Annotated in this window: 25 protein-coding genes; 4 read left to right on the top strand and 21 right to left on the bottom strand. The window is 42.4% G+C overall.

Features of this window, described 5'->3' with window-relative positions; translation table 11 throughout:
• Window positions 1-7: 7 nt before the first annotated feature.
• From epmA to rpsP, 9 genes are all read right to left on the bottom strand, one after another.
• Window positions 8-997 carry an EF-P lysine aminoacylase EpmA gene (epmA, locus tag AC2SLO_RS02605; RefSeq protein WP_486541962.1) on the bottom strand — a complete coding sequence of 330 codons (990 nt, stop codon included), beginning with the start codon at window positions 995-997 and terminating at the stop codon, window positions 8-10.
• A 70-nt stretch (window positions 998-1067) separates the two neighbouring features.
• A complete protein-coding gene (locus AC2SLO_RS02600; RefSeq protein ID WP_486541960.1) occupies window positions 1068-2267 on the bottom strand; it encodes an META domain-containing protein in 1200 nt (399 codons plus the stop codon).
• A gap of 114 nt (window positions 2268-2381) precedes the next feature.
• The gene (locus AC2SLO_RS02595; RefSeq protein WP_486541958.1) at window positions 2382-3503 is read right to left on the bottom strand and encodes a 4-phosphoerythronate dehydrogenase; all 1122 of its coding nucleotides are present in this window, start codon (window positions 3501-3503) and stop codon (window positions 2382-2384) included.
• A 69-nt stretch (window positions 3504-3572) separates the two neighbouring features.
• Window positions 3573-4829, bottom strand: a complete 1257-nt coding sequence (locus AC2SLO_RS02590; protein WP_486541956.1) for an AI-2E family transporter — start codon at window positions 4827-4829, stop codon at window positions 3573-3575.
• Between the two features lie 337 nt (window positions 4830-5166).
• On the bottom strand, window positions 5167-6690 hold the full coding sequence (locus AC2SLO_RS02585; protein ID WP_486541954.1) for a DUF3360 family protein: 1524 nt from the start codon (window positions 6688-6690) through the stop codon (window positions 5167-5169).
• A gap of 293 nt (window positions 6691-6983) precedes the next feature.
• Window positions 6984-7409, bottom strand: coding sequence for a 50S ribosomal protein L19 (gene rplS / locus AC2SLO_RS02580; RefSeq protein ID WP_486541952.1), 426 nt, complete (start codon window positions 7407-7409; stop codon window positions 6984-6986).
• A gap of 247 nt (window positions 7410-7656) precedes the next feature.
• Window positions 7657-8418, bottom strand: coding sequence for a tRNA (guanosine(37)-N1)-methyltransferase TrmD (gene trmD / locus AC2SLO_RS02575; RefSeq protein WP_486541950.1), 762 nt, complete (start codon window positions 8416-8418; stop codon window positions 7657-7659).
• Between the two features lie 74 nt (window positions 8419-8492).
• Window positions 8493-9023 carry a ribosome maturation factor RimM gene (gene rimM / locus AC2SLO_RS02570; protein WP_486541948.1) on the bottom strand — a complete coding sequence of 177 codons (531 nt, stop codon included), beginning with the start codon at window positions 9021-9023 and terminating at the stop codon, window positions 8493-8495.
• Window positions 9024-9120: 97 nt separating this feature from the next.
• Window positions 9121-9384 carry a 30S ribosomal protein S16 gene (gene rpsP / locus AC2SLO_RS02565; protein WP_486541946.1) on the bottom strand — a complete coding sequence of 88 codons (264 nt, stop codon included), beginning with the start codon at window positions 9382-9384 and terminating at the stop codon, window positions 9121-9123.
• Between the two features lie 121 nt (window positions 9385-9505).
• Here rpsP and AC2SLO_RS02560 point away from each other — a divergent pair, with 121 nt between their 5' ends.
• The gene (locus AC2SLO_RS02560; protein WP_486541944.1) at window positions 9506-10957 is read left to right on the top strand and encodes an ATP-binding protein; all 1452 of its coding nucleotides are present in this window, start codon (window positions 9506-9508) and stop codon (window positions 10955-10957) included.
• 304 nt (window positions 10958-11261) lie between these two features.
• Here AC2SLO_RS02560 and AC2SLO_RS02555 read toward each other — a convergent pair whose 3' ends face one another.
• The 12 genes from AC2SLO_RS02555 to AC2SLO_RS02500 form a co-directional block, all read right to left on the bottom strand.
• Window positions 11262-12953, bottom strand: coding sequence for an ATP-binding protein (locus AC2SLO_RS02555; RefSeq protein ID WP_486541942.1), 1692 nt, complete (start codon window positions 12951-12953; stop codon window positions 11262-11264).
• 211 nt (window positions 12954-13164) lie between these two features.
• Window positions 13165-13881: a response regulator gene (locus AC2SLO_RS02550; RefSeq protein WP_486541940.1), complete on the bottom strand. Its 717-nt coding sequence runs from the start codon at window positions 13879-13881 to the stop codon at window positions 13165-13167.
• Window positions 13882-14209: 328 nt separating this feature from the next.
• Window positions 14210-14626 (bottom strand): F0F1 ATP synthase subunit epsilon, encoded by a 417-nt coding sequence (locus AC2SLO_RS02545; protein ID WP_486541938.1) that lies wholly within the window; start codon window positions 14624-14626, stop codon window positions 14210-14212.
• 201 nt (window positions 14627-14827) lie between these two features.
• Window positions 14828-16261, bottom strand: a complete 1434-nt coding sequence (atpD, locus tag AC2SLO_RS02540; RefSeq protein WP_486541936.1) for a F0F1 ATP synthase subunit beta — start codon at window positions 16259-16261, stop codon at window positions 14828-14830.
• Window positions 16262-16299: 38 nt separating this feature from the next.
• On the bottom strand, window positions 16300-17187 hold the full coding sequence (atpG, locus tag AC2SLO_RS02535) for a F0F1 ATP synthase subunit gamma (RefSeq protein ID WP_486541934.1): 888 nt from the start codon (window positions 17185-17187) through the stop codon (window positions 16300-16302).
• Between the two features lie 91 nt (window positions 17188-17278).
• Window positions 17279-18823, bottom strand: a complete 1545-nt coding sequence (gene atpA, locus AC2SLO_RS02530) for a F0F1 ATP synthase subunit alpha (protein WP_486541932.1) — start codon at window positions 18821-18823, stop codon at window positions 17279-17281.
• A gap of 168 nt (window positions 18824-18991) precedes the next feature.
• A complete protein-coding gene (locus tag AC2SLO_RS02525; protein ID WP_486541930.1) occupies window positions 18992-19621 on the bottom strand; it encodes a F0F1 ATP synthase subunit delta in 630 nt (209 codons plus the stop codon).
• 213 nt (window positions 19622-19834) lie between these two features.
• The gene (locus tag AC2SLO_RS02520; protein ID WP_486541928.1) at window positions 19835-20305 is read right to left on the bottom strand and encodes a F0F1 ATP synthase subunit B; all 471 of its coding nucleotides are present in this window, start codon (window positions 20303-20305) and stop codon (window positions 19835-19837) included.
• Window positions 20306-20408: 103 nt separating this feature from the next.
• Complete coding sequence (atpE, locus tag AC2SLO_RS02515; RefSeq protein ID WP_486541926.1) at window positions 20409-20672, bottom strand: F0F1 ATP synthase subunit C; 264 nt, start codon at window positions 20670-20672, stop codon at window positions 20409-20411.
• 46 nt (window positions 20673-20718) lie between these two features.
• Window positions 20719-21585, bottom strand: coding sequence for a F0F1 ATP synthase subunit A (gene atpB, locus AC2SLO_RS02510; RefSeq protein WP_486541924.1), 867 nt, complete (start codon window positions 21583-21585; stop codon window positions 20719-20721).
• 363 nt (window positions 21586-21948) lie between these two features.
• On the bottom strand, window positions 21949-22398 hold the full coding sequence (locus AC2SLO_RS02505; protein WP_486541922.1) for an ATP synthase subunit I: 450 nt from the start codon (window positions 22396-22398) through the stop codon (window positions 21949-21951).
• A gap of 136 nt (window positions 22399-22534) precedes the next feature.
• Window positions 22535-23596, bottom strand: coding sequence for a metal ABC transporter solute-binding protein, Zn/Mn family (locus AC2SLO_RS02500; protein ID WP_486541920.1), 1062 nt, complete (start codon window positions 23594-23596; stop codon window positions 22535-22537).
• A gap of 279 nt (window positions 23597-23875) precedes the next feature.
• Between AC2SLO_RS02500 and AC2SLO_RS02495 the strand changes: the two genes are divergently transcribed.
• The 3 genes from AC2SLO_RS02495 (at window position 23876) to AC2SLO_RS02485 (ending at window position 26236) form a co-directional block, all read left to right on the top strand.
• A complete protein-coding gene (locus tag AC2SLO_RS02495) occupies window positions 23876-24457 on the top strand; it encodes a transcriptional repressor (protein ID WP_486541918.1) in 582 nt (193 codons plus the stop codon).
• Between the two features lie 75 nt (window positions 24458-24532).
• Window positions 24533-25333 carry a metal ABC transporter ATP-binding protein gene (locus tag AC2SLO_RS02490; protein WP_486542068.1) on the top strand — a complete coding sequence of 267 codons (801 nt, stop codon included), beginning with the start codon at window positions 24533-24535 and terminating at the stop codon, window positions 25331-25333.
• A gap of 102 nt (window positions 25334-25435) precedes the next feature.
• Window positions 25436-26236 carry a metal ABC transporter permease gene (locus AC2SLO_RS02485; RefSeq protein WP_486541916.1) on the top strand — a complete coding sequence of 267 codons (801 nt, stop codon included), beginning with the start codon at window positions 25436-25438 and terminating at the stop codon, window positions 26234-26236.
• Window positions 26237-26328: the final 92 nt, after the last annotated feature.

Genomic DNA, 26328 nt, shown 5'->3' with positions numbered 1-26328 from the left:
TGGCATACTAAGCCCTATCCACACCGAACCCTATCACCTCATCAATACTTTTTGCACCTGCTAATACCATCATTAGCCTATCAATGCCGAGCGCAATACCACTACACGCTGGTAGCGCATCGCAAGCCGCCAATAGACGCTCATCAATGGGCATAACAGGCAACCCTCGCTGAGTACGTTCAATATTATCCTGCTCAAATCGCGCCCTTAATGCCTGACTGTCCGCCAATTCATCATACGCATTGGCAATCTCAATGCCATTGATATATAACTCGAAGCGTTTGGCAACCTTATTACCGTCACTATCCGTTTCGATTTTAGCCAAAGCCGCGGTTGCAGGGGGATAATCGGTTATCAAAGTCAGACTATCGTGACCCAGATTAGGCTCTACTAGGTGGCTAAACAACAAATCTAACCACCCTTGATGATCCTCTCCCAAATCGATACCAGACAGACCATTATGCTCTGCAATAGTCGATAAAACATGGCAATTGGCACTCAAAGGGTTTACACCCACATGATCCATAAATGCTTGGCTATAACTGTAATGTGTTAGTACTTGCACACGTTCAGAAACCACAGTGAGCAATTCAGCCAGCTCTAAAGCCAGTTCATTTAGACTAAATCCAGGACGATACCACTCAAGCATCGTAAACTCACTGTTATGACGGTGACCCACCTCATTATCTCTAAATACAGGACAAATCTGATAAATCGCCACTTGCCAAGCTGCCAACATCCGCTTCATGACAAATTCTGGTGAGGTATGAAGGTAGTAAGTTCTTGGAGTATCTTGGAGGGTAATATTGGCAGAAATTGACGGCATAAACACATCTGTATTGCCCGCTTGAGAAAGCAGAGGCGTTTGCACTTCTAGCACATCACGCTCTGCGAAAAACTGACGTATCGTTGCTAACATTTGCGCCCGCTTTTGTGCCATCGCTAAGCTCATGGTTGGGTGATAATCTATTGGCTGAGCGATATGATTATTCGACATGGTTTGTTTTGCCGTATCCTGTTATTTTGAACTGAATGCTTAGGGTGTGTTAAGACACCAAACTCAACTACTACTGCGAATTTGACGGCTTATCGACCGCTTCCCATATCAGTTGCTCACCGGTATCAAAGTCTTGAATTAACATATAAGTGCCATTTGATGTTTTAGCTTGAGCATTTTTATCCGCCTCATCGTTGCTGTGTTTAGCATTGGCATAATAATTTAAGGTTAAATGACTGGTTGAGTGATGCATAAGCTCTCGCAATGTATCTTCTGCTTTTTCACCCATCATACTACACCCCATGAGCGTTTGCGGCCCATAGCCAATCAGTAGTTTATTATCTGGGGTCAACACATAATTACCGCCGATGCCATTACAGTCCGATGAAAAGCTGGCGTAGGAAAATGTGGCTTTGGTATATAAATCACGCTTTGCCGTATCAAACCGACCAAGTATCAGAATATCCGCATAACCAAACGCTTCGATAGGTTGACCACTACTATCAAGCGCTTGACGCAATCGCCAGTTATAGTCTTCAAGAAAGTCTTTGCTTAATAAGGCATTAACACCATTTGGCTTAACAATAGGCTTTAGCGCCCCCTTAAAAATCATACGTGTCGTGCTTTTAGGGTAGGAAGGCATGTCTAAGCTGATGGCTAAATATGCCGTTTGTGGTAACTTACTGGCAGCAGCGTTAGGCATATCCGCGAGCTGGTTATCACTGTTTATCCACTGTAGTCCAAATCTTCTTGAAATATACTGATGTGGGTCGGTTTCTCTCAATATCTTCTTAAGCTCTGATAATGCTATGCGTTGATTATCAGGCTGTTTGCTCTGACAGGTTGATTTCGTATTGATATCATTATAGCTATACGGAAAGTCGCCCGATAAATCATCCAAAAATGAAACATCATATCGCTGACAGGCATCGTTAAACACCAATTTATTTGGGCGAATATCAAGCGTCAAAGACTTAACATGGTCATGCGCTAAGTTTTGCTTTGAATCTTCGACGTTTACCAACTGCCATGTGTAGCGATTAACCAACGCAAACGGTGCCTGCTCGTAAGTTAGCTTTGGCGGCTTAGGGTAATTAGGCGTTGCCGAGGGCTCAACAATAATAGCGTCATTGCTAGTAATAACGGATTTAATACTTTCAACATCCTGCGCTACGTTTTGTCGAGCCTGATTTAGGTTATCAGAGCTCTCAGAAGCGATTGTATCAGCAGCTAACGCATTATAAGACCCTATCAGTAGTATTGCTGACAATAGAATCTTATAACCAAAGCATCTTTTCACCCTACACCTCTTCATCCTCTACTCCGATAAGCCAAGCTTAGTAAATAGCTCTTAATTGAAACCACCCTAATGCATGACGTTTAATTAGAACAGCCATTCACGGCGTAGCGCATAGTTTTTACGAAGGGCATCAAACGCCTTAGCAGATACAGCTTGCTCACTGCTATCGACACTGCCTCTAAGCAGCTTATCATCGGCTTTGATATCATAACACTCAGTCAGCTGTTGCGGATTATCTTTTAGCTGCTGCCACTGATATGGATTATCAGGCAATAAATCAGCCATTAAGTTCTGCTCTTTAATAGTCAAGATATCTGCCCCCCTATCGCCATAAGAGCGTACGAAAGTATCAAAAATCATCTGCGTGCCACGCAATTTACCCTCAAGCGTATAGCCTGCAATATGTGGTGTGGCAATCGTTAATCTATTCAATAACTCGGCACTAACGGTTGGCTCATGTTCGAACACATCAAGCACAACCTGACGCTCAGGATTTTTATCCAAATCCGCCAATAAATCTGCTTCATTGACCACAGCACCACGTGAGGTATTAATTAGCATTGTATCTGCCGGCATTTTTTCTAAAACAGTACTATTAATCATATGCTGGGTAGGCAACTCACTATAGCCCAGCAGGGTCAATGGCACGTGTAAGCTGATGACATCACTGTTATTAATCACTTCATCAAAGCTGGCATTATTAATCACGTTTCTCGATTGAAACGGATCATAACCCAACACTTCCCAGCCCAAATCAAGCGCGTAACGGGCCAGTGTGGTACCGATATTACCCAAACCAATGATGCCTAATTTGACAGGTTTATTTAATTTACTGGCATCATCTAACCAGTATTCTGGACGCAACTGCAAAATAGCAGTCATCACATACTGCGCCACTGAATGCTTACTACACCCTGCCGCATTGGCAAAGCGGATACCTCTTAGACTGACATAACCTTCATTGACATGATCGGTACCGATAGTCGCTGAGCCAATAAATTTAACGCTGCTATTGCTGTCTAATAGCTGTGGCGTTATCTGAGTAACCGAGCGAATCAACAGCACATCTGGCTGATGCTGCTCTATCGCCTCAGCATTAATATCACGACCCGCCATATCAATGACTTTTACCGGATGCTGTATAACCTTTTCATTAAAATAATCATGTAAATGAGCAATGTTACTGTCTGCTAAAATGGTAAGCATAATAGTGCGTCTTCCTGAGTTATTTTAGTTATGAAAGGCTGCTTTGAATTTCTTCTTATTGAAATACACTTATTCTGGATTTTTTTTGTTGGGTTTATCCTCTTCTGGCTCATCCGTAGAGTCCTCTTTTTGAGATAAATCAACAGGCATATCGGCAAAAGGATAACGACTAAAAGTTACCACATCTGGTGTAATTTCAAACGACATAGGACGGTCGGCCGGTTGCCATTGATGTTCATCAAGCTGTGCGTAACAAGGCGCAAAAATCACGTTTCTATGCTGAGTAATCCATTCGCGCCATACTGCTAGACCAATAGCCAATACCACAGGTCCGATAAATAAGCCGACAAAACCAAAGGCAGTTAGTCCGCCCAATACCCCAATAAAGATAATGATGAATGGAATTTTGGTCGCGCCTGAAATAACAATTGGACGAATTAAGTTATCTACCCAGCTGATGACCAACATACCCCATAGAACTAAGCCGACTGCTTCAGGCGTATGGCCTTGAGTGAATAACCATAAGGCCACCCCTGCCCAAGCGAATGGCGTGCCAAAAGGCACTAGGGCGACAACAAAAGTCATGAGGGTTAGTAAAATAGGGTTCGGTGCGCCGGATAAATAGTATCCCAGACCGGCTAGTAAAGCTTGAGCCAAGGCTGTCAAACCAATGCCATAGACTACTGCTTGAGTGGTTGAGCCCACTGAATCAATATAGCCATCGATACGATTGCCAATAATATTACGTAGTGCTTGGCGAATCTGTTTCATGAGATTAATGCCATCACGGTAGAAGAAGAACAGAGTCATTAGCGCCATACCCAGCTTTGCCATGGTACTTAGCGCCACATCTAGCGCTACTTTGCCATAGTACAAGTGTGATTGTAACCAAGCTCTAAACGTACTTAATGAGGCTTCAGGATCTTTGTTAATCTCCCATAGGATGTCTTTTATTTGCTGGCCGATTACAGGCAGATTTTTAATCTCTTCTGGCAAATCGACATAGCCGACTCTCACACGGTGCAATACTGTGCTATATAAGTTAATCGCTTCTTGCTGCAGCACAAATAGCCCGACAACAACTGGCACACCCAATATCAAAGAGATAGTAACGGTCATAATGCCAGCGCTTAAATCTGAGCTAAGCTTGACCTTCTCATGAAAGAAGTTATAAAAAGGAAACGTCACATAGGCCAAAATTGCCGCCCACAAAGCAGGCACAATAAAAAACTGCACCACTCTAAAGCACAGAACAAATAAAATGACCAATAAAGTAGCAGTTAACACGCGCTGCGTGACCAGCTCTCGTGTCCAGTTCTCAATCATAACAGCGCATACCCAATAAAAAAGTGAATAGAAAATTTGGCTCAAATTAGCTCAATATATATAGCTTAATATTATGCGATACCCACAACAAAATAAATAATGCTAACTTGTAATTTTTACTTACAATATTGCTGCGGGTAGTCACTTTAGAATAGCTCAAAGTAGGGATAACAACCTCTTATCATTCTAAAATCAGGAATCAAATGGATACTCCTCCTCGTCAACGCTTCCTTATCTTAAAACTCTCCGACACAAAAAAGCTGACCTAAAGCCAGCTTTTTTATTATTTAAACAGTCAGACATTTTAATCAAGACTGCATGATATCTGTTTAATTATTTAATGTCTAAAGCTTGATAATAGCGCAGGGATACCAGGCAACATGCCCACCATTGCCATTACGGCTGTTAACAAAACAAACATACCGGCAGGAATAATCCAGCGGCTCATACGGCTAAGACCCGCACTACGCTCTTTAGAACCAATTAAGCCCATGTTATCCAGTAGCATGGTTAATGACCAACCAAAAGCTGGGTTAACCAACGCTGATGCGAAAACCACAATCGCTGCAGATTGCGTAGTTTTACCTTCACGGGTCATCTCCATCCCTGCTTCAAGTAGCGGAATAAACACCCCAACAATCAAGGCCACACACATCACCGGCTCCCAAATGGCTAAGTCCATCGGATAACCCCAAACCGCCGCAACCACACAGAATAATGCAGTCAAAATAGCGCCGGCGGGAATTGGGCGCTTCGCAATCGCAGCTGGTACGATATAGGTTCCCCAAGAGGATGTGAAGTTTGCACCGCCCAATACAGAGCCTGCAATTTGACGAATTGAAGCACTGGTCATGGTGTCATCAATGTTCATCACCACACGTCCAGTACGCTTTGGATAACTGATTTTTTGGAATACTTGATGTCCTAGGAAGTCAGGTGACCACATCGCCACGGCCAGTACCGCAAACGGTAGTACCACCATAAAACTTTCTAGATTTGGCAGGCCCAACATCCAACCACTGTTCTCACCCCACCAATACATCGGGCTTAAATGCGGCATACCTGGCGCAGTTTCAAAGGCAAAAGGGGCACCTAATAAGTAAGCTGTGCCACCACCTAAAAAGCAGCTTAACGGAACCGCAAGCCAACGCTTTTGATAATTCTCTAATATCGCATATAGAACGATTGTGCCTAGAATCACAATAAATGCGATATGCGGCATGTTAATACTTTCTGACCAAGCCAATAGCTTAGAGACTTGAGATGTGGTGCCGATAAAGCCAAGGTAGAGCAGCAGACCACCACACACCCCTTTACTGGTCAAATTAGCTAGTAGACTCCCCCCTTTACTTACTGCCAGTATCAAACCAAATAAACCAATAAGCAGACCAAACGCCATTGGATGACCGCCTGCGAGTACCACAATAGGAATTAGCGGGATAAGCGGACCATGTGTACCGGCTAAGTTAGCAGTCGGTAGAATAAAGCCTGAAAACAAAATCACAAAGAATGAGACGATTAATAGCTCATACCGTACGTTTTCTAAAATAAAGGCATCACCCAAATTAAGCGCACCGGCGAACGTCGCAGCGATAGCACCAACCATGACTACTTTACCAATAGTTGCTGCTAGCGCAGGAATGGTATCTTCGATTTCAAAACGATAATCGCGAAAAGGTAAGTTAGCCGTCCAGCGCTTAGGCTGCATGATTTGTAGCTCGTGATTGAGATATTCATCGCGGCTTGAAAAGCTAGAGCTTGGTTTATGCAGCTCTTGGTAGGTGCCGGATAAGGCAAGGGTATCATCAGACACAGAAGCGTGCGGGGGTTGCCCTGATTCAGGCAGTGAGTGATTACTCATAGTATCTCCTTATACTAAAATATCTTCCATGAGTGAGGTTGGAGTAATTACTAACAATCGATTATCACTATAAATCTTGAATCAAAGTACTATCGACTATAACGTACATCTGTTTAATTATTGTATTCTAAGATTACGGAAAATACGAGCATAAATTGATGCTAAACAACTGATTTATCGATATAAAATAAAAAGAACCCTCAATCAATTTGATTGAGGGTTCTTTATTATCATCTAAAAGATGATAATACTGCTTGCGATAGTGCCGCTTAATCTAAACGATTAGATTAAACTTAGATACCTGGTGCAGTTTCTACTGCATCTGGAACGCCTGCGTCAGTTTTACTTTGAACACCTTCACGACGCGCAGATAACTTCTCGCGGATACGTGCAGATTTACCAGAACGCTCACGTAAGTAGTAAAGTTTCGCACGACGTACAGCACCGCGACGTTTCACTTCAATGCTATGGATAATTGGTGAATGAAGCTGGAATGCACGCTCAACACCGATACCGCTTGAAATTTTACGTACAGTGAATGCAGAGTTTAAGCCACGGTTACGCTTAGCGATAACAACGCCTTCAAATGCCTGTAGACGCTCACGATCACCTTCACGAACTTTTACTTGAACCACTACTGTATCACCAGCAGAGAAGTTAGGACGCTCAAGTAGTTGTGCACTTTCAACTGCTTGTACTAATGGATGAACATTACTCATGAGATTGCTCCTCACATGGGATGGCATAGGCTACCGCGCGTACCACCCGTTTATAATAATAACCCCACCGGCCCGATATGGGCGAGGATAGGGAAACAGGAATATGAAACTGGTTTTTCGATCGTTATTGATATGGCATCAATAACCTTAACAGCCGCTTATAATAAAGGGCGTTAGCTTTGAATCTAATATAGGTCAATTATAAAAGCACTTAACCACAGTTAAAAGCGGATCGGTCTATCACCGATTACTTTAAATCGTGCTTAGCCTTTTTAAGCAAGCGTGCTTGCTCAGAGGTTGGCGTGAACTTTCGCCACAAGTCAGGACGCCGTGTTTGCGTACGCTTTACTTGTTGTACAAACCGCCACGTTGCAATATTGGCATGATGCCCAGACAATAACACTTCTGGCACTTTTAAACCTTCAAATTCATGAGGCTTTGTATAGTGAGGACAATCAAGCAATCCTTCTACAAAGGAGTCTTGCTCAGCCGATTTTGCATCACCCATAACATCGGGTAATCGGCGTATCACACTGTCCATCAGCACCATTGCAGGTAGCTCACCACCGGTTAATACAAAATCTCCAATAGAGATTTCCATATCAACATAACGCTGCAAAAGTCGCTCATCTATGCCTTCATAACGCCCACACAATAAAATCATCCCATCGTATTGCCGCAATGACAATACAACCGACTCATCTAAGCTCTCTCCTTGAGGAGATAAATAGACGACCGGACAATGCTCTGAATCTGTGAGGCAGCCATGTTGACTGGCTTGCGACTTAGCAAATTCAATGGCTCTCGCCAAAGGTTCTGCCATCATTACCATACCGGGGCCACCACCAAAGGGGCGCTCATCAATACGGCGATAATTATCTGTCGTAAAATCACGTGGATTAATGCAGTCAATAACCACTTGCTTATTTTGTACGGCTCTACCAGTAATGCCATAGTCGCTAACAGCGGCAAACATTTCAGGTAAAATGGTGATGACAGCAAAATACATTAAGTCACCTCCACGTAAACAAGATAGCAATAACTGACTTTTTTAATCTGATAAAAACTTAATAGCAGCTAAGGCTAAAAGTCTTTTTCCCAATCAACAAAAATCTGTTTTGCAGCTAAATCAACATCATCGACAGTTTGCTTGTGCCAAGGAATCATGCGTGGCTCATCATCGATACTGTCGCTACTAGGCACTACCTTCATTATCGGGTGTGCACCGGTTTCAAACAGCTCTTTGATAGTGCCTAAATATTCTTCCTGTCTGTTAATGACGCTCAGTCCTTCAAGATCGGACCAATAGTACTCGTCATCTTCAGTGCCAGGTAAGCTGTCTTTATCAATCCAAATACTAACCCCATTCATGGTTTCAGCAATATTACGGTCCGGTATCTGCTCAAATTGAGCGACAATACCAGAGCCTTGCTTACGCCACTGGGTGACAGTTAAGGGCTTAAAGCCCATTGCTGTCTTCATCCACCAAGGAGAGTAACTAAAAATAGCTTCACGGTCCTCAGTTTCACTAAAAACCCATAACCAGCCTTTAATGCCGTATGGTTTTTTTAGTTGTCCTATTTTCATAAGACTGTCAGCGTTTGGTGTTGTCATAAGACGTGCTCAGCCACAGTTAAAACCAAAATAAAAAAACAATTACTTAAAACTTCGCTGCAATGAGATACACTCCCATTGCAGAACAAAGTATTTATTAAGCAGATGCTTCTTCAGTTGCTGGCTTATAACCTTTAGCAAGTGCTTTAACGCGATCTGAAGGCTGTGCGCCTTTTTCGATCCACGCATTGTAAGCTTCCATATCCAAACGAAGCTCAACATCTTGACCTTTCGCTAGTGGGTTATAGAAACCAATGTTTTCGATGTAACGGCCATCGCGTGAACGACGCTGATCTGCTACAACAACTTGATAGAATGGGCGTTTTTTGGCACCGCCCCGTGCTAAACGAATAACAACCATTTGAGTTCTCTCTTCCGTAGGTATACCAAAAAGGGCATAATTATATCAGAATACTATTGACTTGGAAACCATTAAGTTAATTAAAACTCTAACCACTGTTAAATGACTAAGCGATATCTCAATGACTAACCCATCATCCCGTCCATTTTTATCTCGACTACGCCTAAGACCTTACTCCAACACGTGGCAAACCACCATTGCAGTTATGCTAATGGTCACCGTCAGTGTGGTGGTATCTATCTGGTTTTTTTGGCGCAGCTTGTATCTACCCGAGCTAAAAAACCATGCTCGATACTTAACCACTGAGTTAAAGCTGGTAACAGCGACTCGTGAGTACTGGGCAGAAAATGAAGAGGTTTCTCACTGGATTCTCGCTAACAATCATGTTGTCGTCGTTGATGATCCAAGTCAGTTTCCTGATGTTTCAGATAAAGCTGTTGTTGGATTCTTTACCGATGTTATTCAGCAAGAGATCAGCCAACAGCTCGGTCGTGATAGTGTGGTTTACTTTAAATTTAAACCGACACCACAGCTTTGGGTTCAGGATACAGCATCTCCAGAGTTTTGGATACGTGAACCTGTTATATTTTATGCACAGTATAGCCCAAGTTCACTGGTTTTTTTCATTTTAGGTATCCCAATTTTTACTTTAATCACTATTTTGTTACTGATACGCCAGCTGAACCGACCGTTACGTAAGCTTCAGCAAGCAGCGACCAACTATATTCGTTTGGGCAGCGCCACCACCCTACCTACCAAAACAGGCACTACTGAGATTCGCCGTGTAAACATGGCTTTTAACCGTTTATTCACAACCTTGAACCAAGCACAAAAAGAAAGAACCATTATGCTTGCCGGTATCTCGCACGATTTACGTACACCTTTAACACGCATGCGCCTAACTGCAGAGATGCTGCCAGATGAGTTTTTACGTGAGGGTCTAATTTATGATATTGAAGATATGGATGCAATTTTAGAGCAATTTATCTCGTTTATGAAAGATGGCTCGGATGAAGCAGTACGCTTGACCAATTTGGAGAGCATATTTAATGAAGTCATGGTGCAATTTGCACCTATGGAGTTTATTTATCAGTCTGATGGTCTGCGAGAAGTACCAGTACGGCCATTATCCATTAAACGTCTTATTATCAACTTAGTGGTTAATGCACAGCGTTACGGTAAACCGCCTATTTATATGACAGCGACAATCACGCCCACGTTTAATTCTTCAGAAGTCGATTATGATGACGAGGATGTAGTGTCCACGCCAGGGATGGTGCGTAAAGCCAAAGAGCAGTTGATTATCTGCGTCCGTGATTGCGGTACAGGGGTTGCTGATGACCAGCTAGAACGCATTATGCACCCATTTGAGCGTGGAGAAGCGGCTCGTACTACCCAAGGTAGCGGATTGGGTCTAGCTATCGTTAAACGCATTACAAGCCTACATCACGGTACCGTTGAAGCGATTAATCACCCAGAAGGCGGATTGCAAGTCTGTGTACGTATTCCCCTACTTTCAGAAGTAGTACCTAATGGCAATACCTCTGCTCTTCAGGATAGCTCGAAAGACTAAGCTCAAGATTTAAAAGTTACACCCAAAATAAAAGGTCTACGGCAAATTGCTGTAGACCTTTTATTTTCATAGCTTATTATCTAATGCCAAAAAATTTGACTAATAGTAGGGCGTGTCCTCAATTCGTACGATTACATTTAAATGGGCTAAAAATAGCTAAATCTTGTCATACTGCCTCAAATAACGGGTAAATATCTCGATATTTACAGCATTATTTTCCTTGTCTGACTGCGATTTAAATTATTTTTATCACCATTTTCAAAATGAGGACACGCCCTAATCATTAACCTCTATTAACTAGCTTCTAAGCATCATCTTCGATAATTTTACGAGCGCCTTTTTCTTGCGTTAAATGATCTGCGGCAATCGTTTGGGCCAAAGGCTTAATTGGCCAACGCATGGTAAAGCGTGCGCCGCCAAGCGTTGGGCTCTCATCCACCGACATATTACCATTAAACCAGAATGCAATCCGTGACACAATCGATAGACCAAGACCGTAACCCCCTGACGCTCTAGTGCGGCTGTCATCAAGACGCGCAAACGGCACGAATACCTTATCGCGGTCTTCTTCAGGAATACCATGACCATTGTCTTCAACACAGACAAAGGCCTCACCCTTACGCACACCGGCACTGATAATAATCTTTGATTCCGCGTAACGTAACGCATTACCCGCAAGATTTTGCACCACACGGTGTAGGTAGCGTCTATCAGCAACAGCGGTCACTTTAGCAGATGGCGTCACACCGACCACTTCGATAGGCTTACCAAGGGCGTTGGTCTCACGTACAATTTGGTCGACTAGCTCTTTTAGATTAACCGACTCTAAATCAAGCTTTGGAGAGCCTTCCTCTAGCTTGGCATAAGTCAAAATCTCATCGATCAGACCGTTTAGTGACTCAATATCCTCATCAATATAATCGCGCTGCATTTCGCGTGATTCTTGATCATCGGTATCAGCAAGCATATCAACTGCAAAGCGAATACGGGCTACTGGGGTACGTAATTCATGCGATACCGCTCGGGTTAATTCTCGCTGTGATTCAATCAAACGCTTAATGTGCTCTGTCATGGCGTTAAAGGTTGCGGCTAGACGCGCAATCTCATCTTGACCAACCACTTGTACGCGCGTGTCTAGATTACCATCACCTACTTCATTCACGCCGGACTGAATCAGCTGCAACTTGCGCTCTAATGGGAAAATAAGCGCATAGACACCCAAACTGATTAAGAACATACTAATCAGTACCACACTAATAATTAAGTTGAATGGGAACCATTTAAACAAGGCAACAGGACCAATCACTACCACCATGTTATCGACTTTAGAAGGCGCGATAATTTTAATCGATGAATTATCTGCCAATGCGCTGTCTCTAAACAAGATAACCACCTCATCACGAGTAAGGCGGCGCATTTGATCGTCATCAAGTTCCATATCCTCCACCCGCTCGATACTAAGCGGAAAAGCAAATTGCTTTGATATTTCACTAAGACGCTTACGTTTGGCCTCGATGTCATCATAGTAAGACAAATCATTAAGCAGCAGAACCGCCATTGCACGCACCTGCTGCTCTGTTACTTTAGAGATGCGCACCGTAATGATATTGTCTTCACCCTCTACCGGGTGGAAGATATCGGCATGCGCAGGCTGAGGCACGTAACGTACGACCGTTTTCTGCTCTTCCAAACGCTTTAGCTCACTGGCCTTAAAGTCAATACTATCGGCCGGCTCAATACTAAAGGTATCACCAAACAACTTACTGATGTCATTTAACCAATACTGACGCTGTGTCTCTGAAGGTTGCTGCTTAAGACCCGAGCTTACTAAGTATAAGGCACCAGTGGCCATATTCTCACGATAAGCTTGGATACGCTCTTTATTGATGGTATCAACCAATAGCTGTGCAAAAAGCGCAACAAACAGACAGACCAGTAGCAGCCCTGCATAGATGCGTAAAAAAATACTATGTTTTAGGGAGGAAAAGATTGGCATAGGATATCTAATTGAATAAATTTTATCTTAGTTTACATGAAATCTAATGTTGAACCTATGTAGGCTATTGTAGATTATCTTTAAATTTATGTAGCTTTGATAGAGGAATAATAAAAAAGCCAGCGACAGCTGGCTTTTTTAATCACGAGGCAAAAAGCGATGAGTTATTATCCATGTATACGTAATAAACCATCCTGCTTTAAGAACGCTATTAGTTGCCTTCTTTTACAAACAAATAGCCTTTGCTACGCACGGTCTTAATACGTTTTGGATTTTCAGGGTCATCGCCAATTTTTGGACGAATACGTGAAATACGTACGTCGATAGAACGGTCTTGACCATCATATTCAATGCCACGTAGACGCTCAAAGATATCTTCACGAGATAAGATACGGCCAGCATTTGAGGCTAATAACCACAATAGATCATATTCTGCACTGGTGAAATCAACCAATTCATCATTTAGCGTCACTGAACGACCGCCATTATCGATGACTAGCTCACCAAATTCTAAACGCTGTGGCACTTCTTCAGACGGTGCATTTTCTGAGCGGCGTAATAGAGCACGAATACGGGCTAATAAAACGCGTGGCTGTGCAGGCTTGGCCACATAGTCATCTGCACCCATCTCAAGACCCAATACCTGATCCATATCTTCAGTGCGTGCTGTCAGCATTAAGATTGGGCTGTGGTAGTGAGGACGAACTTCACGACAAACAGTTAAGCCATCGCTACCAGGTAGCATCACGTCTAACACAACCAAATCAGGCTGCTCGTTAATAATACGGCGAATTGCACGGTTACCATCGGTTTCAATAGCGACATCCATACCATTCTTAACCAAATAATCTTGAGTTAACATCGCAAGGCGTTCGTCATCTTCTACGATTAGAATTCGCGGGGTTTGTTCATCTTCAATATTAGACATTATTATTCCTCAAAACAATTATCAGTGTTCAATGTAACTGCCTTCACCATATCAAAAGGCGGCTTTATAAATAACCATAAATAGATTAAGCACTTAGATGACCAATACATAGATTCAGTACAAACAGCATCTATAGAGATATGTATGACTATTGGTCATGATTAAACCTACCAAAAAACAGTTCATCAAGAGAATACTATCTATTGTAAACAAGATTCAGGTAACTTTGATTAGCTTAATCTTAACACATAAAAAAACAGCCTAGTATAGGCTGTTCTTTTATTTTAAAAAGTATTTAATATGTACACCTTCACCAAGACAACAGCTCTTAAGCGCGGTTACGATATTTTTTAAGTGTTTCAAGCTGTGCAACAGACTCAGCAAGTGCTGCTAATGCCGCATTGGTTTGGATATTATCCGACTGATTGGTAAGCATTTGCTCTGCTTTCTTACGCGCTTCAACGATTCTAGCTTCATCTAAGTCATTGGCTCGTACCGCAGTATCTGCAAGTACCGTCACAAGCTTAGGTTGAACTTCAAGAACACCACCTGATACGTAGATTACTTCTTCTTTACCGTCTGGCGTCTGAATGCGCATTGAGCCCGGCTTTAGTAGCGTAATGAGCGGGGTATGACCTGCTAATATACCCACTTCACCTTCACTACCCGTCGCAACTAACATACTGATATCACCAGCATATAACTCTTCACGAGCACTGACTATTCGGCACTGTAATGTTGCCATGCGACTCTCCGTAATTAACTCATTAACGTACTAATTTAATATAAACGTTTTAAAACCTGTCAGATTCAACAAAGTTTTAAACTCAACTTAGCTAATAAAAGATAGCTTATTAATATGGCATAGAATAATCAGTAAAACGTCAGTAATAATAAGATTAACGATCAAGCTATGCCACTATTAATACACTATAGATTGGCTATATTAAGCCGCTGATTTTGCTTTTATTTTCTCAGCTTTAGCAACCACTTCATCGATGCTACCTGCCATATAGAAGGCTTGTTCTGGTAAGTCATCATACTTACCGTCTAAGATATCACGGAAGCTTGCGATGGTGTCACGTAGTGAAACGTATTTACCAGGTGCACCGGTGAATACTTCAGCAACGTGGAATGGCTGTGATAAGAAACGCTGAATCTTACGAGCGCGGTATACAACCATCTTATCTTCTTCTGAAAGCTCATCCATACCTAGAATCGCAATGATGTCTTTAAGCTCTTTATAGCGCTGTAGCACTTCCTGAACACCACGAGCAACGCCATAGTGCTCTTCACCAATGACTAGTGGATCAAGCTGACGTGACGTTGAATCTAGTGGATCAATCGCAGGATAAATACCTTGTGACGCGATATCACGACTTAGTACAACCGTTGCGTCTAAGTGAGCAAAGGTAGTAGCTGGTGATGGATCGGTCAAGTCATCCGCAGGTACGTATACCGCTTGGATAGAGGTAATAGAACCGGTCTTAGTTGATGTAATACGTTCTTGTAATACACCCATCTCTTCTGCAAGTGTTGGCTGATAACCAACCGCTGATGGCATACGACCTAATAGTGCTGATACCTCAGTACCTGCTAGAGTGTAACGGTAGATGTTATCAACGAACAATAGAACGTCTTTACCTTTACCATTTTCATCAGTCTGGTCACGGAAATACTCAGCCATAGTCAGACCGGTTAGTGCGACACGTAAACGGTTACCTGGTGGCTCATTCATCTGACCGTAAACCATCGCAACCTTAGAGTTGGTGAAATTTTCAGTATCAACAACGCCCGCTTCTTGCATCTCGTGGTAGAAATCGTTACCTTCACGAGTACGCTCACCCACACCAGCGAATACAGACAAACCTGAGTGCTTAAGTGCGATGTTGTTAATCAATTCCATCATGTTTACGGTTTTACCGACACCGGCACCACCGAACAGACCAACTTTACCGCCTTTAGCGAACGGGCATAGTAAGTCAATAACTTTAATACCAGTCTCTAACAGGTCAGTACTGTTTGCTTGCGCATCGTATGATGGCGCTTGACGATGGATTGACCAATGGTCTTCTGAATTTACAGGACCTTGCTCATCAATTGGGCGACCCAATACGTCCATAATACGACCTAATGTCGCATCACCAACAGGAACAGTAATTGGTGCACCCGTGTTTGTTACTGGTAAATTACGCTTAAGACCTTCAGTAGATCCCATTGCAATAGTGCGTACAATACCGTCGCCCAACTGCTGCTGAACTTCTAATGTGGTATCAGTACTGTCAACAACTAATGCATCATAAACTTGAGGCACTTCAGTGCGACTAAATTCGACGTCAATAACTGCGCCAATAATCTGTACTATACGACCGCTACTCATGGCGTTCTCCTTGAACTTCTAAAATATAGGTATGTCAATTAGGAAACAGCAGCAGCACCGCCGACAATTTCCGAAATCTCTCGGGTAATTGCCGCTTGACGCAGCTTGTTATAAACTAACTGTAAATCATTAATTAGGTCACCAGCATTATCAGTTGCTGCTTTCATAGCAACCATACGTGCCGATTGTTCAGAAGCGATGTTTTCCATCACTGCTTGATACACAATTGACTCGATATAACGACCAAGAAGGCCATCTACAAGCGTTTTAACATCTGGCTCGTAAATATAATCCCATTGGCTATCGGTACGAACACCTGCATCTGTTGTATCAGTATCTATCGCATCTTCTGGTAGTGGAACGAGCTGGTTAACAGTAGGCTTTTGCGTCATAGCGTTCACAAACTTGTTGTAAACGACATAAATGCGATCTAGATGACCTTGGTCATAATCGTCAAGCATGGCTTGTACAGGAGCATTTAATTGCTCAAATGTCGGATTATCACCATAGTCAGTCACTGCTGAAGTTACTTTGCCGCCAAAACTCTTAAAAAAGCTAACGCCTTTAGAGCCAATTACAGCAAACTCAGCTTGTACAGACTGGTCTTGAAATTCTTTAACATGGTGCATCAACTTCTTAAACAGGTTGATGTTTAATCCGCCTGCCAAACCACGATCAGAAGTTACTAAGATGTAGCCAACACGGTTTACCGGACGGCTAGTCATATACGGGTGCTTATAATCTGTCGATGCGTTAACTAAGTGTGAAACCACTCGGCGCATACTTTCAGCATAAGGGCGACCCACTTCCATACGCTCTTGGGCACGGCGCATTTTACTGGCGGCTACCATCTGCATCGCACGCGTAATCTTCTGCGTACTCTTAATGCTGGTAACTTTAGCACGAATTTCTTTTAAACTTGCCATAACATTTCCAATTCGGCGGGGTTTAAATGAGGATTAATCTATCACACGCTTTAAATAGTGCGACTAGCCTCGCTAATCGCACCGTATTAATTTAGAACGTGTGGTTCTGTAAGAACGTTTCAACTGATGATTTTAAACGACCTGCGATGTCATCATTGTAGTTTGCAGTGTCATCGATTTCTTTCATCAAATCAGCTTGTTCGTCATACATGTAACGTAGGTAAGCTTCTTCCCATGCGCCGATTTTTTCAACTGGGATATCTGCTAAGTAACCTTCGTTTGAGGCATAGATAACAGCGGCTTGTTCAGCAACTGACATAGGCTGATACTGCTTCTGTTTCATAAGCTCTGTTACACGCTCACCATGATCAAGCTGCTGCTTAGTCGCGTCATCAAGATCAGAGGCAAACTGAGCAAATGCAGCTAGCTCACGGTACTGAGCTAGTGCAGTACGAATACCGCCTGATAGCTTCTTGATGATTTTAGTTTGGGCGGCACCACCAACACGAGAGACCGAAATACCCGCGTTTACAGCAGGACGGATACCTGAGTTGAATAGGCTTGACTCAAGGAAGATCTGACCATCAGTAATCGAAATTACGTTGGTTGGTACGAATGCTGATACGTCACCGGCTTGTGTTTCAATAATAGGTAGCGCAGTTAATGAACCTGTTTTACCTTTTACTTCACCTTTAGTGAACTCTTCAACGTAATCCGCGTTCACACGTGATGCACGCTCTAATAGACGCGAGTGAAGATAGAATACGTCACCTGGGTAAGCTTCACGACCTGGTGGACGACGTAATAGTAATGAAATCTGGCGATACGCTACTGCTTGTTTTGATAAATCATCATATATAATCAGAGCGTCTTCACCGCGGTCACGGAAGTATTCACCCATTGTACAACCAGAGTAAGGAGCGATATACTGAAGTGCTGCAGGCTCAGAAGCGGATGCCACAACCACCGTTGTATATTCTAATGCGCCAGTCTCTTCAAGCTTACGTACAACGTTAGCAATAGTAGAACGTTTCTGACCAATAGCAACATACACACACTTAATACCAGAGTTTTTCTGAGCAATAATCGCGTCAATCGCTAGAGCTGTTTTACCAGTCTGACGGTCACCAATGATAAGCTCACGCTGACCACGACCGATTGGAATCATAGTGTCAACTGCTTTATAACCCGTCATTACTGGCTCATCAACAGATTGACGTGCGATAACCCCTGGAGCGATTTTTTCTACTTTATCAGTAAGCTGTGCGTTGATAGGGCCTTTGCCATCAATTGGATTACCCAATGCGTCAACCACACGACCTAATAATTCTGGTCCAACTGGTACTTCTAAAATACGGCCTGTGCAGTAAGCTTTTTGACCTTCTTGAAGACCTAGGTAATCACCCAAAACAACCGCGCCTACGGAGTCTTGTTCAAGGTTCAATGCCATACCATAGACATCGCCTTCAAACTCAATCATCTCACCGTACATCGCATCTTCAAGACCATGAATCTGAACAATACCATCAGATACTTTGACAATAGTGCCTTCATTCTTAGCGGTTGCACCCGTATCAAGGTCTTGAATTCGCTGCTTAATCAGTTGACTGATTTCTGCTGGATTCAATTGTTGCATTGCCTTGTTTCCTTTAATTTGTGATTGCCTGCTTACTCGCCGGTTTATTAAAAGCTTAGATAACTATTTATTGGTTTATTAAAGTTATCATAGAAGCTTCTTAATGATGAATATCTTTGATAACGAGCCAAAAAGCTGCCATCACTTATCATCATTATTAATTATGCGTTAAGCAGTTAGCTGTGTTTTTAACTGTTTTATTTTTCCACGCATCGAGTCATCAACAAGCTTGTCGCCAATTTTAATGGTGGCACCCGCTAATAAACTAGGATCTACATCTTCATGAATAATCACAGATGCATGTAGTGATTCTTCTAATCGATTTTGAATCATAGTGCGTTGTGCATCGTCTAGCGGATAAGCAGACGTCACATATGCGTTGACTTGTTTGAGTGCTTTAGCGCGATTTAAACGATACTGCTCATATACTTGTGGTATTAAGCTTAAGCGTTCTTGTTCGGCCAATTGGTGCACAAAGTTTTTGATTTGAGGAGTAGCTGCCGGTAAAACATCCGTCGGCTGACCCTCTTTTTTATGACTTTGAGTGCTAAAAAGTAGCGACTTAAACACAGTCGCTTCCGGCGATGTTACTTGCTCATCATAAATACTGATAAGCATATCAGCTTTTTGGTCAGCAGTAACAACGGGGTTATCTAGCATTTGCACAAAGGCAGAATCACCAACCACGTTACTTGCGACAAACAAGAAATCTTCCCATTCACCAATGACTGAGTTTTCATGCGCATAATCAAATGCTGCCTTGGCGTAGGGTCTCGCTAGTGTAGATAATTCAGCCATTATGTCCTCTTAGCCACATATTTTATGTAAAACTTTTATATAAAACAAACCAGATATGAGAAATTGATTTTGATAAGAGTTAACCCCTATTGCACTCAATGACGTTCATAACGCTAAGCCTGCATTAAAATGCATAAGCCATATCACTATAAAGTCTTTTCCAGCTGATAAAACCAGCCTATAACAATAGTACCTTTAATTTAACTCTCTCAATTAAAGCTTAGACGCAAGCTCTTGTAACATGCTGTCGTGCGTCTGCTTATCAACTTTTTCTTTTAGAATTTGCTCAGCACCAAGTATAGCAAGCTCAGAAACCTGAGTACGTAAACCTTCACGAGCTTGATTGATCTCAAGGTCGATCGACTCACGAGCTTGCTCGCGAATACGTTCAGCTTCTACTTGTGCTTGTGCTTTTGCGTCTTCGATAAGCTGGTTAGCGCTTTTGTTTGCTTGTTCAATCAGTGCAGCAGCTTTAACTTTTGCTGATGCTAGTTCTTTCTCAACTGATTGTTCAGCACTTGCTAAATCTGCTTTTGCCTTCTCGGCTGCATTTAGACCATCAGCAATTTTCTGCTGACGTTCGTTAATGGCACCCATCAGAGCAGGCCAAATGAACTTCATGCAAAATATAACAAAAATTGCAAACGCTATAGACTGACCGATTAGGGTTAGATTAATATTCACACGATCACCTCTTTATTAATAAAAATCAGTATCATTGACCATTCGGTATCTGATAAAAAGTCAAAAGTACGTCGAATGGTCAACAGGAGTCACTGATGTTTAATTAAGCTCCAAGAGGGTTAGCGAATAATAACAACATCGCAATACCAACACCAATCATTGGTACCGCATCAAGTAGACCGGCAACAATAAACATGCGAGTTTGCAACTGTGAGCCAAGTTCAGGCTGACGTGCAACACTTTCTAGGAACTTGCCACCTAATAGAGCAAAGCCAATACCGGTAGCTAATGCACCTGCGCTGATAAGCATGGCAACTGCGATAACCGTGTAACCATTTAATGTTGTTGCTGCTAATACTGGATCCATTGATGTATCCTCATTTACCTATTGATTGATAGAAAATCTAACTAAATTAATGTTCAGTTTGTGATGCTAGTGATAAGTAGATTATCGTCAACATCATAAAGATGAACGCCTGAAGAGTAATAATTAAAATATGGAATATTGCCCAAGGTACTGATAATGCCCACTGAATCCAGAATGGCAATAAGGCAATTAATACAAAGACCAACTCACCTGCATACATGTTACCAAATAAACGCAAGCCAAGTGAAACTGGTTTTGCAATTAAAGTAACCAACTCAAGTATCAAGTTAATTGGGAATAAGATGATTTTTCCGATTGTACTTGAAGCACTAAAAGGATGCATGGTTAGCTCACTAATGAAGCCGCCCAAACCTTTTTCTTTAATGCTGAAGCCAATAATTAAGAAAAATACTGAAAATGACATGCCTAAAGTAACGTTGGGATCAGTGGTTGAAACAATCTTAAAGTACACGTGATGCGGGTCATGACCCATCGCGGCACCGATCTTCTGAGCAAGTACTGGAATATAATCGATGGGCACAAGGTCCATCAAGTTCATTAAAAATATCCATACGAAGATGGTTAAAGCCAGTGGTGCAATCAGTTTCGAAGTACCGTTATAAGAATCACGTACGTTTGTATCTACGAAGTCCACAACCATTTCAATTGCTGCTTGCAACTTGCCAGGTACGCCAGATGTTGCACGCTTGGCGACAAACCAAAACAAGGCACAAAATATAATACCAAGTCCAACTGACCAAAGCATTGAATCCAAGTGAATGGCCATAAAGCCCATTTCACCAGCTTCTTGAGCAGTATGGGCAACTTTCCAGCCTTCACCCGGCAAATAGCCAAAGGTCCAGTTAGTCAAATGGTGTGCAATATAATCAGACGAGGATATTTCAGCTGCCATAATCTAAGCTTCTTATAAGTTTGTGTTAACCATTAATTTAATTAGCAAAAAAACTGTATTTAGGACTCTTTGCTAATTAAATTTCGGCGCTCAAAAAATCTCTACTTATATTAAAGTAGAGCGGGAAAAGTGTAAAGAAAATGTTTATTTTTTTGATGTATATTTCAGTTTTGTAAGTTTCCTGCGTGCCGCTGCACAAAACTGCCACCGTATCATACACTATTTGCTATTAAATTTGACACCTTAAAAGCAGATAAACACCATTCAATACTTTAAGCTTAACGACATGCTAAAGCAGTTAATTTGATTTATTTTCGCTCTAAGAAGAATGATTATAGAACGACATGCTTACTATTAAAGGGGTTAACGACTTTGCCATAAGGTAATAAAATGGCCGATTTGCATCAAAATAAACCCTGTAATAACCGCAGCAGCAGATAGTGGCTTGATAGTCATAAAAATAATACTAAAGCCTATGATGACGATTATCCATTTAACAATTTGACCCAAATATAACTGGCCAACTATATTATGTCTCGCTTGGGCGCCGGTATAGCGAAAAACAAAGCTTGTAAAAACCGTTTGCGCTATCCAGTTTAATAACGCACCCACGGCCACGCTTCTGGCAATTGTTAAATTGGCTAAGCTGCCACCGTTTGTGTCACGACTTAGAAAAATGAAGTCAACGAAACAGGCAACAATAATAATGACTAAAAGAATACCGGATCGTATTCGAGCCTGTCGTCGTAATTTTAGTCGCTGCTGCTCTTTTCGCTGTGACGCTCGTAATGGCGTTTTAGAATGAGATAACATGGCTTTTCTATGACACAAAACGCCGACTATTATAGAGTTGGCATTGGTTTAAAGCAAGTAGAAAAATCGCTTTTGTCAAACAGTTTTTCTATACAAGTCTGTAAGTTTAATTTATCTAATCAGCGGTTTAAACTGGTTACTTAATCGAGCTATTGATGCAGTTTTGCACGTCCTTTACCAAAGCACGCCAACCACTGATAAAGTCTTTGGCATTACTCATGTCCTCCTGTTGCACAGTACTGGTAATATTGCCCAGTTTGCTTAACACACCTTGATTACTATCAGACTGTAGTAAGACGCACATCGTTGGTTGAGGGCGGTTTTGTTTTAACCAATGAAATTGACTGGCCTTTGGCGGCAGATGATGATCGGAAGTTAATGCACCAACCATGGTTAGGTTTAAGGTAGGCTCTAGATAACGAAAAGCATCATGATAAGCCCAGTAAGGTCTTGGCGTTGATGTATTAAAATCCCCCTCCCCTACCCCAGCGACTGCAGCATCCATTTGCTTGGCAAACTCGCGCACGTTTGCGGCATAGATATCTTTATATTCTGGGTTAGCACGGCTATAGATAGCGCCTAATGCTCGAGTAATGGCTTTGGCATTATTCGGGTCTAACCAAATGTGAGGATCTAAAGTGCCATTAATAGGCTTCGCTTTTACGTCTCTTAAAGAATGACGCTCGAAAGCATTGAGTCCAAACAAGCTGATAGTATTATTACTCTTTGCCAATGGCTTGGCTAAGTTTGATTCAAGCTGCTTACCAAACCACACTACATAGCGACTGTCTTTTACTGTTTTCATGTCACTTGGGCTCAAACTACCATGATGCCCCACATCACCAGGGCCCAATAATAAATGTCCAGACGGCGCCCCTTTGGTGACTGCTTCACTCAATAGAAATAAAGGATAATTGCTAATAGCAACGTCTGTTTTTGCACGTATGCTAGCAGGCACCTTATTAACGTCCGCGTAGGCAGCAATCTGATTTTTTAATTGGACGTTGTTATGGTCTGCCGTGGCCGCGTAGCTCGGTAAACTCGTAGACATCATACCGAACAAAGCCATGGCTGCAGCTTTAGTGGTTAACTTCTTACTCATTTTTGATAATAAATTAGCTTTCGAACTCGATACATTATTATGGTCAGTTGCTCGGTTGGCATTTTCTGGCATGTTAGATTTGGCGTGTAACAACATAAAGGATAACTCTCTATTATAGTATGGCCGGTTGCCATTAATATTTATTATAGGATTAGACTGTATTTATTATAGGATTAGACTGTCATGCTTGAAACATAACATCAGTGAACCCATAACTCTATTTGTAGATATGTTATACTATAACCTTTAAAAGTAACAGCCCTATTGAACATGAATATTTAACCCTATTAATAGCTGTCGTTAAGTAAAGCGTATCGTCGTAACAGATAATTTGCGATATCTATTAACCTTTTACCATTTTAAATGAGGTGACTGATGAGTCCGTATTCAAATGATAATCAAGCTGCGTTGGACGCTTCTTGCACTGTGCATCATGCGCCTCATATGCACGATGTCCATGCCCTAACCGCGCAAGAGGTTAATGAGCGTTTATTGGCCGCAGAGCAGCTGTGTAGCGCAAAAGGAGCACGTTTTACAGCGCTACGCCGTAATGTATATAAGCTGATTTTAGAATCAGACAAATCGCTTGGTGCTTATGACCTTATTCAAAGCCTGCAAGACAGCCGTGAACAAGACCAAGGCGAGAAAGCGAAGATGGTGGCACCGCCGACTATCTATCGTACCCTTGAGTTCTTATTGCAATTCGGGTTTATTCACCAATTAACCTCAATTAATGCCTTTGTACCGTGTTGCCATCCTCGCGATGAGCACAATGCAGTCTTTTTGCTATGCAACGACTGCCACCGAGTGCAAGAATGTAGCGGCTTGCCTGCCCAAGAGGTGGTGAGTTATGTGAAAGACGCTGCCGGATTTGAGGTGCAGCAAAGTGTGATGGAATTAAAAGGATTATGTCAGACTTGCGCCAATCCTTCTGATTCTAAGCCTGTGGAAGCCTAACTCATGTCGCCATTACAAACTGTGTCGTTATCACACCCTCATTCCGATGCATCATTCTCAGAGCAAACGCCGCTTATGAGTTTGGAGTCTGTTGGCTTTGCGGTCAGTGACCGTGGCATGAATAATAAACGCCTATCTTCGGGTTGGCTATCGGGCGCTCGTTCGAGCAAAGCATTGCCTACACAAGCGGATAATAATAAACAGCTGCTAAACAACATTAGCCTACAAATCAGACCGTACGAAAAAATGAGTGTTATCGGTCCTAATGGTGCCGGCAAATCGACATTAATGAAGCTGATTTTGGGGTTAATCACACCCACATCAGGTCAAATTACCCGCCATCCTGACCTTGAGATTGGCTACGTACCGCAAAAGTTTGTGCTTCCTTCAATATTACCGCTGCGTGTTCAAGATTTATTGGGCCAAATTAAAACGCGATTAACCGAAGATCAGCATTCATTTTTGTTCGAGCGCTTATCGATTACGCCGCTCTTAAAAAAGCAGGTTATTCATTTGTCAGGTGGTGAGACACAAAGAGTTCTATTAGCACGCTCTTTATTAAGCAAACCGAACTTGCTGATTTTAGATGAGCCAATGCAGGGCTTAGACCCTGAGAGTGAACGCTGGCTTTATGAGTTTATTGATGATTTACCTGAATTCCTACAATGCGCCATGGTTGTGGTATCCCATGATTTACACTGGGTAATGCGTGGCAGTCGCCGTGTGATTTGCCTGAATAAGCATATTTGCTGTGAGGGTCAGCCAAGCGATCTTGGCGTCTCTGATGAATTCAAAAAGCTTTTTGGTCATCAATATGAACAGCCTTATATTCATCAGCCACATGAATGCCAACATCATGAGCCTACCGCTCATTAGCAGATAGCGACTGCTTCATTGCTATAGAACAGGATTTAAGCCATATCTGGTCTTCATTACCCTATCTATTTATTACTATTACTGTTGTGGAATTGCCGTCCTATGCCCACCTTATTCACCGAATGGCTTGATATTATTGCTCCTGCTTGGATTGCCGGTAGCCTTTTGGCCTTGTTATCAGCACCTTTAGGCTGTCTTGTATTATGGCGACGCATGGCATTTTTTGCTGATGCTCTAGCGCATGGAACCTTGTTCGGTGTGGCATTGGCGGCATTATTTCACCTACCTTTTGCCATTGGTATTACTGTGGTCAGTATCTTGGTGGTGTTAGGGCTTATTTGGCTAGAAGATGAACGACTGCCTAATGATGCGGTATTGGCCGTCGTTTCTGTGACTATGCTGTGCCTGGGCTTATTGACCTTAACCCATCTGACTCAAATGCAGTCGAATGTACTGGGCTATTTATTTGGTAATTTATTAGAAGTCAGTTGGGCTGATTTACCGGTGTTATCGGTTTGCGTTGGTATTGGTCTGGCGGTGCTGATAATTATCTGGCGCTCACAAATTATCTTAGCGACGCATACTGACTTGGCGCAAGTAGCCGGCATCAATGCTACCCGTCAGCGCCTATTCTTTATGGGCGTATTGGCAGGTTTCTGTGCATTAGCACTACAAGCAGTGGGTAGCCTGCTGATTAGTGGTTTGCTTATTCTACCGGCATTAACTGCTCGCCTATTTGCTCACTCTCCTAAGCAAATGGTCATTATCTCAGTGATTTTGGCACAGCTTGCGGTTACTGGCGGTGTTTGGGGCAGTATTTTACTCGATATCCAGACTGGTCTCGCAATTGTACTGGGTCTGGCTGTGGCCTTTTTTGCAGCTTTTATGGTGTCTCGAGCCTAATAGCACCTTTATCTCCTTTCCCTCACCTTCCACTCTATCAACTGCATTTAAACGATACCGCCCAACGCCTCCTCTAGATAAATGGGCGTATC

The sequence above is a fragment of the Psychrobacter sp. CX14 genome (assembly GCF_057396205.2).
This window is presented reverse-complemented; position numbering and strand designations above follow the sequence as displayed.

What these genes read in the sequence shown, in the direction of transcription:
- AC2SLO_RS02555 (WP_486541942.1), bottom strand. Translation starts at nt 12,953, where the DNA reads ATGCCAATCTTTTCCTCCCTAAAACATAGTATTTTTTTACGCATCTAT.
- AC2SLO_RS02595 (WP_486541958.1), bottom strand. Translation starts at nt 3,503, where the DNA reads ATGCTTACCATTTTAGCAGACAGTAACATTGCTCATTTACATGATTAT.
- AC2SLO_RS02590 (WP_486541956.1), bottom strand. Translation starts at nt 4,829, where the DNA reads ATGATTGAGAACTGGACACGAGAGCTGGTCACGCAGCGCGTGTTAACT.
- AC2SLO_RS02505 (WP_486541922.1), bottom strand. Translation starts at nt 22,398, where the DNA reads ATGTTATCTCATTCTAAAACGCCATTACGAGCGTCACAGCGAAAAGAG.
- AC2SLO_RS02550 (WP_486541940.1), bottom strand. Translation starts at nt 13,881, where the DNA reads ATGTCTAATATTGAAGATGAACAAACCCCGCGAATTCTAATCGTAGAA.
- AC2SLO_RS02500 (WP_486541920.1), bottom strand. Translation starts at nt 23,596, where the DNA reads ATGTTGTTACACGCCAAATCTAACATGCCAGAAAATGCCAACCGAGCA.
- epmA (WP_486541962.1), bottom strand. Translation starts at nt 997, where the DNA reads ATGTCGAATAATCATATCGCTCAGCCAATAGATTATCACCCAACCATG.
- AC2SLO_RS02585 (WP_486541954.1), bottom strand. Translation starts at nt 6,690, where the DNA reads ATGAGTAATCACTCACTGCCTGAATCAGGGCAACCCCCGCACGCTTCT.
- rplS (WP_486541952.1), bottom strand. Translation starts at nt 7,409, where the DNA reads ATGAGTAATGTTCATCCATTAGTACAAGCAGTTGAAAGTGCACAACTA.
- AC2SLO_RS02545 (WP_486541938.1), bottom strand. Translation starts at nt 14,626, where the DNA reads ATGGCAACATTACAGTGCCGAATAGTCAGTGCTCGTGAAGAGTTATAT.
- AC2SLO_RS02560 (WP_486541944.1), top strand. Translation starts at nt 9,506, where the DNA reads ATGACTAACCCATCATCCCGTCCATTTTTATCTCGACTACGCCTAAGA.
- rpsP (WP_486541946.1), bottom strand. Translation starts at nt 9,384, where the DNA reads ATGGTTGTTATTCGTTTAGCACGGGGCGGTGCCAAAAAACGCCCATTC.
- rimM (WP_486541948.1), bottom strand. Translation starts at nt 9,023, where the DNA reads ATGACAACACCAAACGCTGACAGTCTTATGAAAATAGGACAACTAAAA.
- atpE (WP_486541926.1), bottom strand. Translation starts at nt 20,672, where the DNA reads ATGGATCCAGTATTAGCAGCAACAACATTAAATGGTTACACGGTTATC.
- AC2SLO_RS02485 (WP_486541916.1), top strand. Translation starts at nt 25,436, where the DNA reads ATGCCCACCTTATTCACCGAATGGCTTGATATTATTGCTCCTGCTTGG.
- atpD (WP_486541936.1), bottom strand. Translation starts at nt 16,261, where the DNA reads ATGAGTAGCGGTCGTATAGTACAGATTATTGGCGCAGTTATTGACGTC.
- AC2SLO_RS02490 (WP_486542068.1), top strand. Translation starts at nt 24,533, where the DNA reads ATGAGTTTGGAGTCTGTTGGCTTTGCGGTCAGTGACCGTGGCATGAAT.
- AC2SLO_RS02525 (WP_486541930.1), bottom strand. Translation starts at nt 19,621, where the DNA reads ATGGCTGAATTATCTACACTAGCGAGACCCTACGCCAAGGCAGCATTT.
- atpB (WP_486541924.1), bottom strand. Translation starts at nt 21,585, where the DNA reads ATGGCAGCTGAAATATCCTCGTCTGATTATATTGCACACCATTTGACT.
- trmD (WP_486541950.1), bottom strand. Translation starts at nt 8,418, where the DNA reads ATGTATTTTGCTGTCATCACCATTTTACCTGAAATGTTTGCCGCTGTT.
- AC2SLO_RS02495 (WP_486541918.1), top strand. Translation starts at nt 23,876, where the DNA reads ATGAGTCCGTATTCAAATGATAATCAAGCTGCGTTGGACGCTTCTTGC.
- atpA (WP_486541932.1), bottom strand. Translation starts at nt 18,823, where the DNA reads ATGCAACAATTGAATCCAGCAGAAATCAGTCAACTGATTAAGCAGCGA.
- atpG (WP_486541934.1), bottom strand. Translation starts at nt 17,187, where the DNA reads ATGGCAAGTTTAAAAGAAATTCGTGCTAAAGTTACCAGCATTAAGAGT.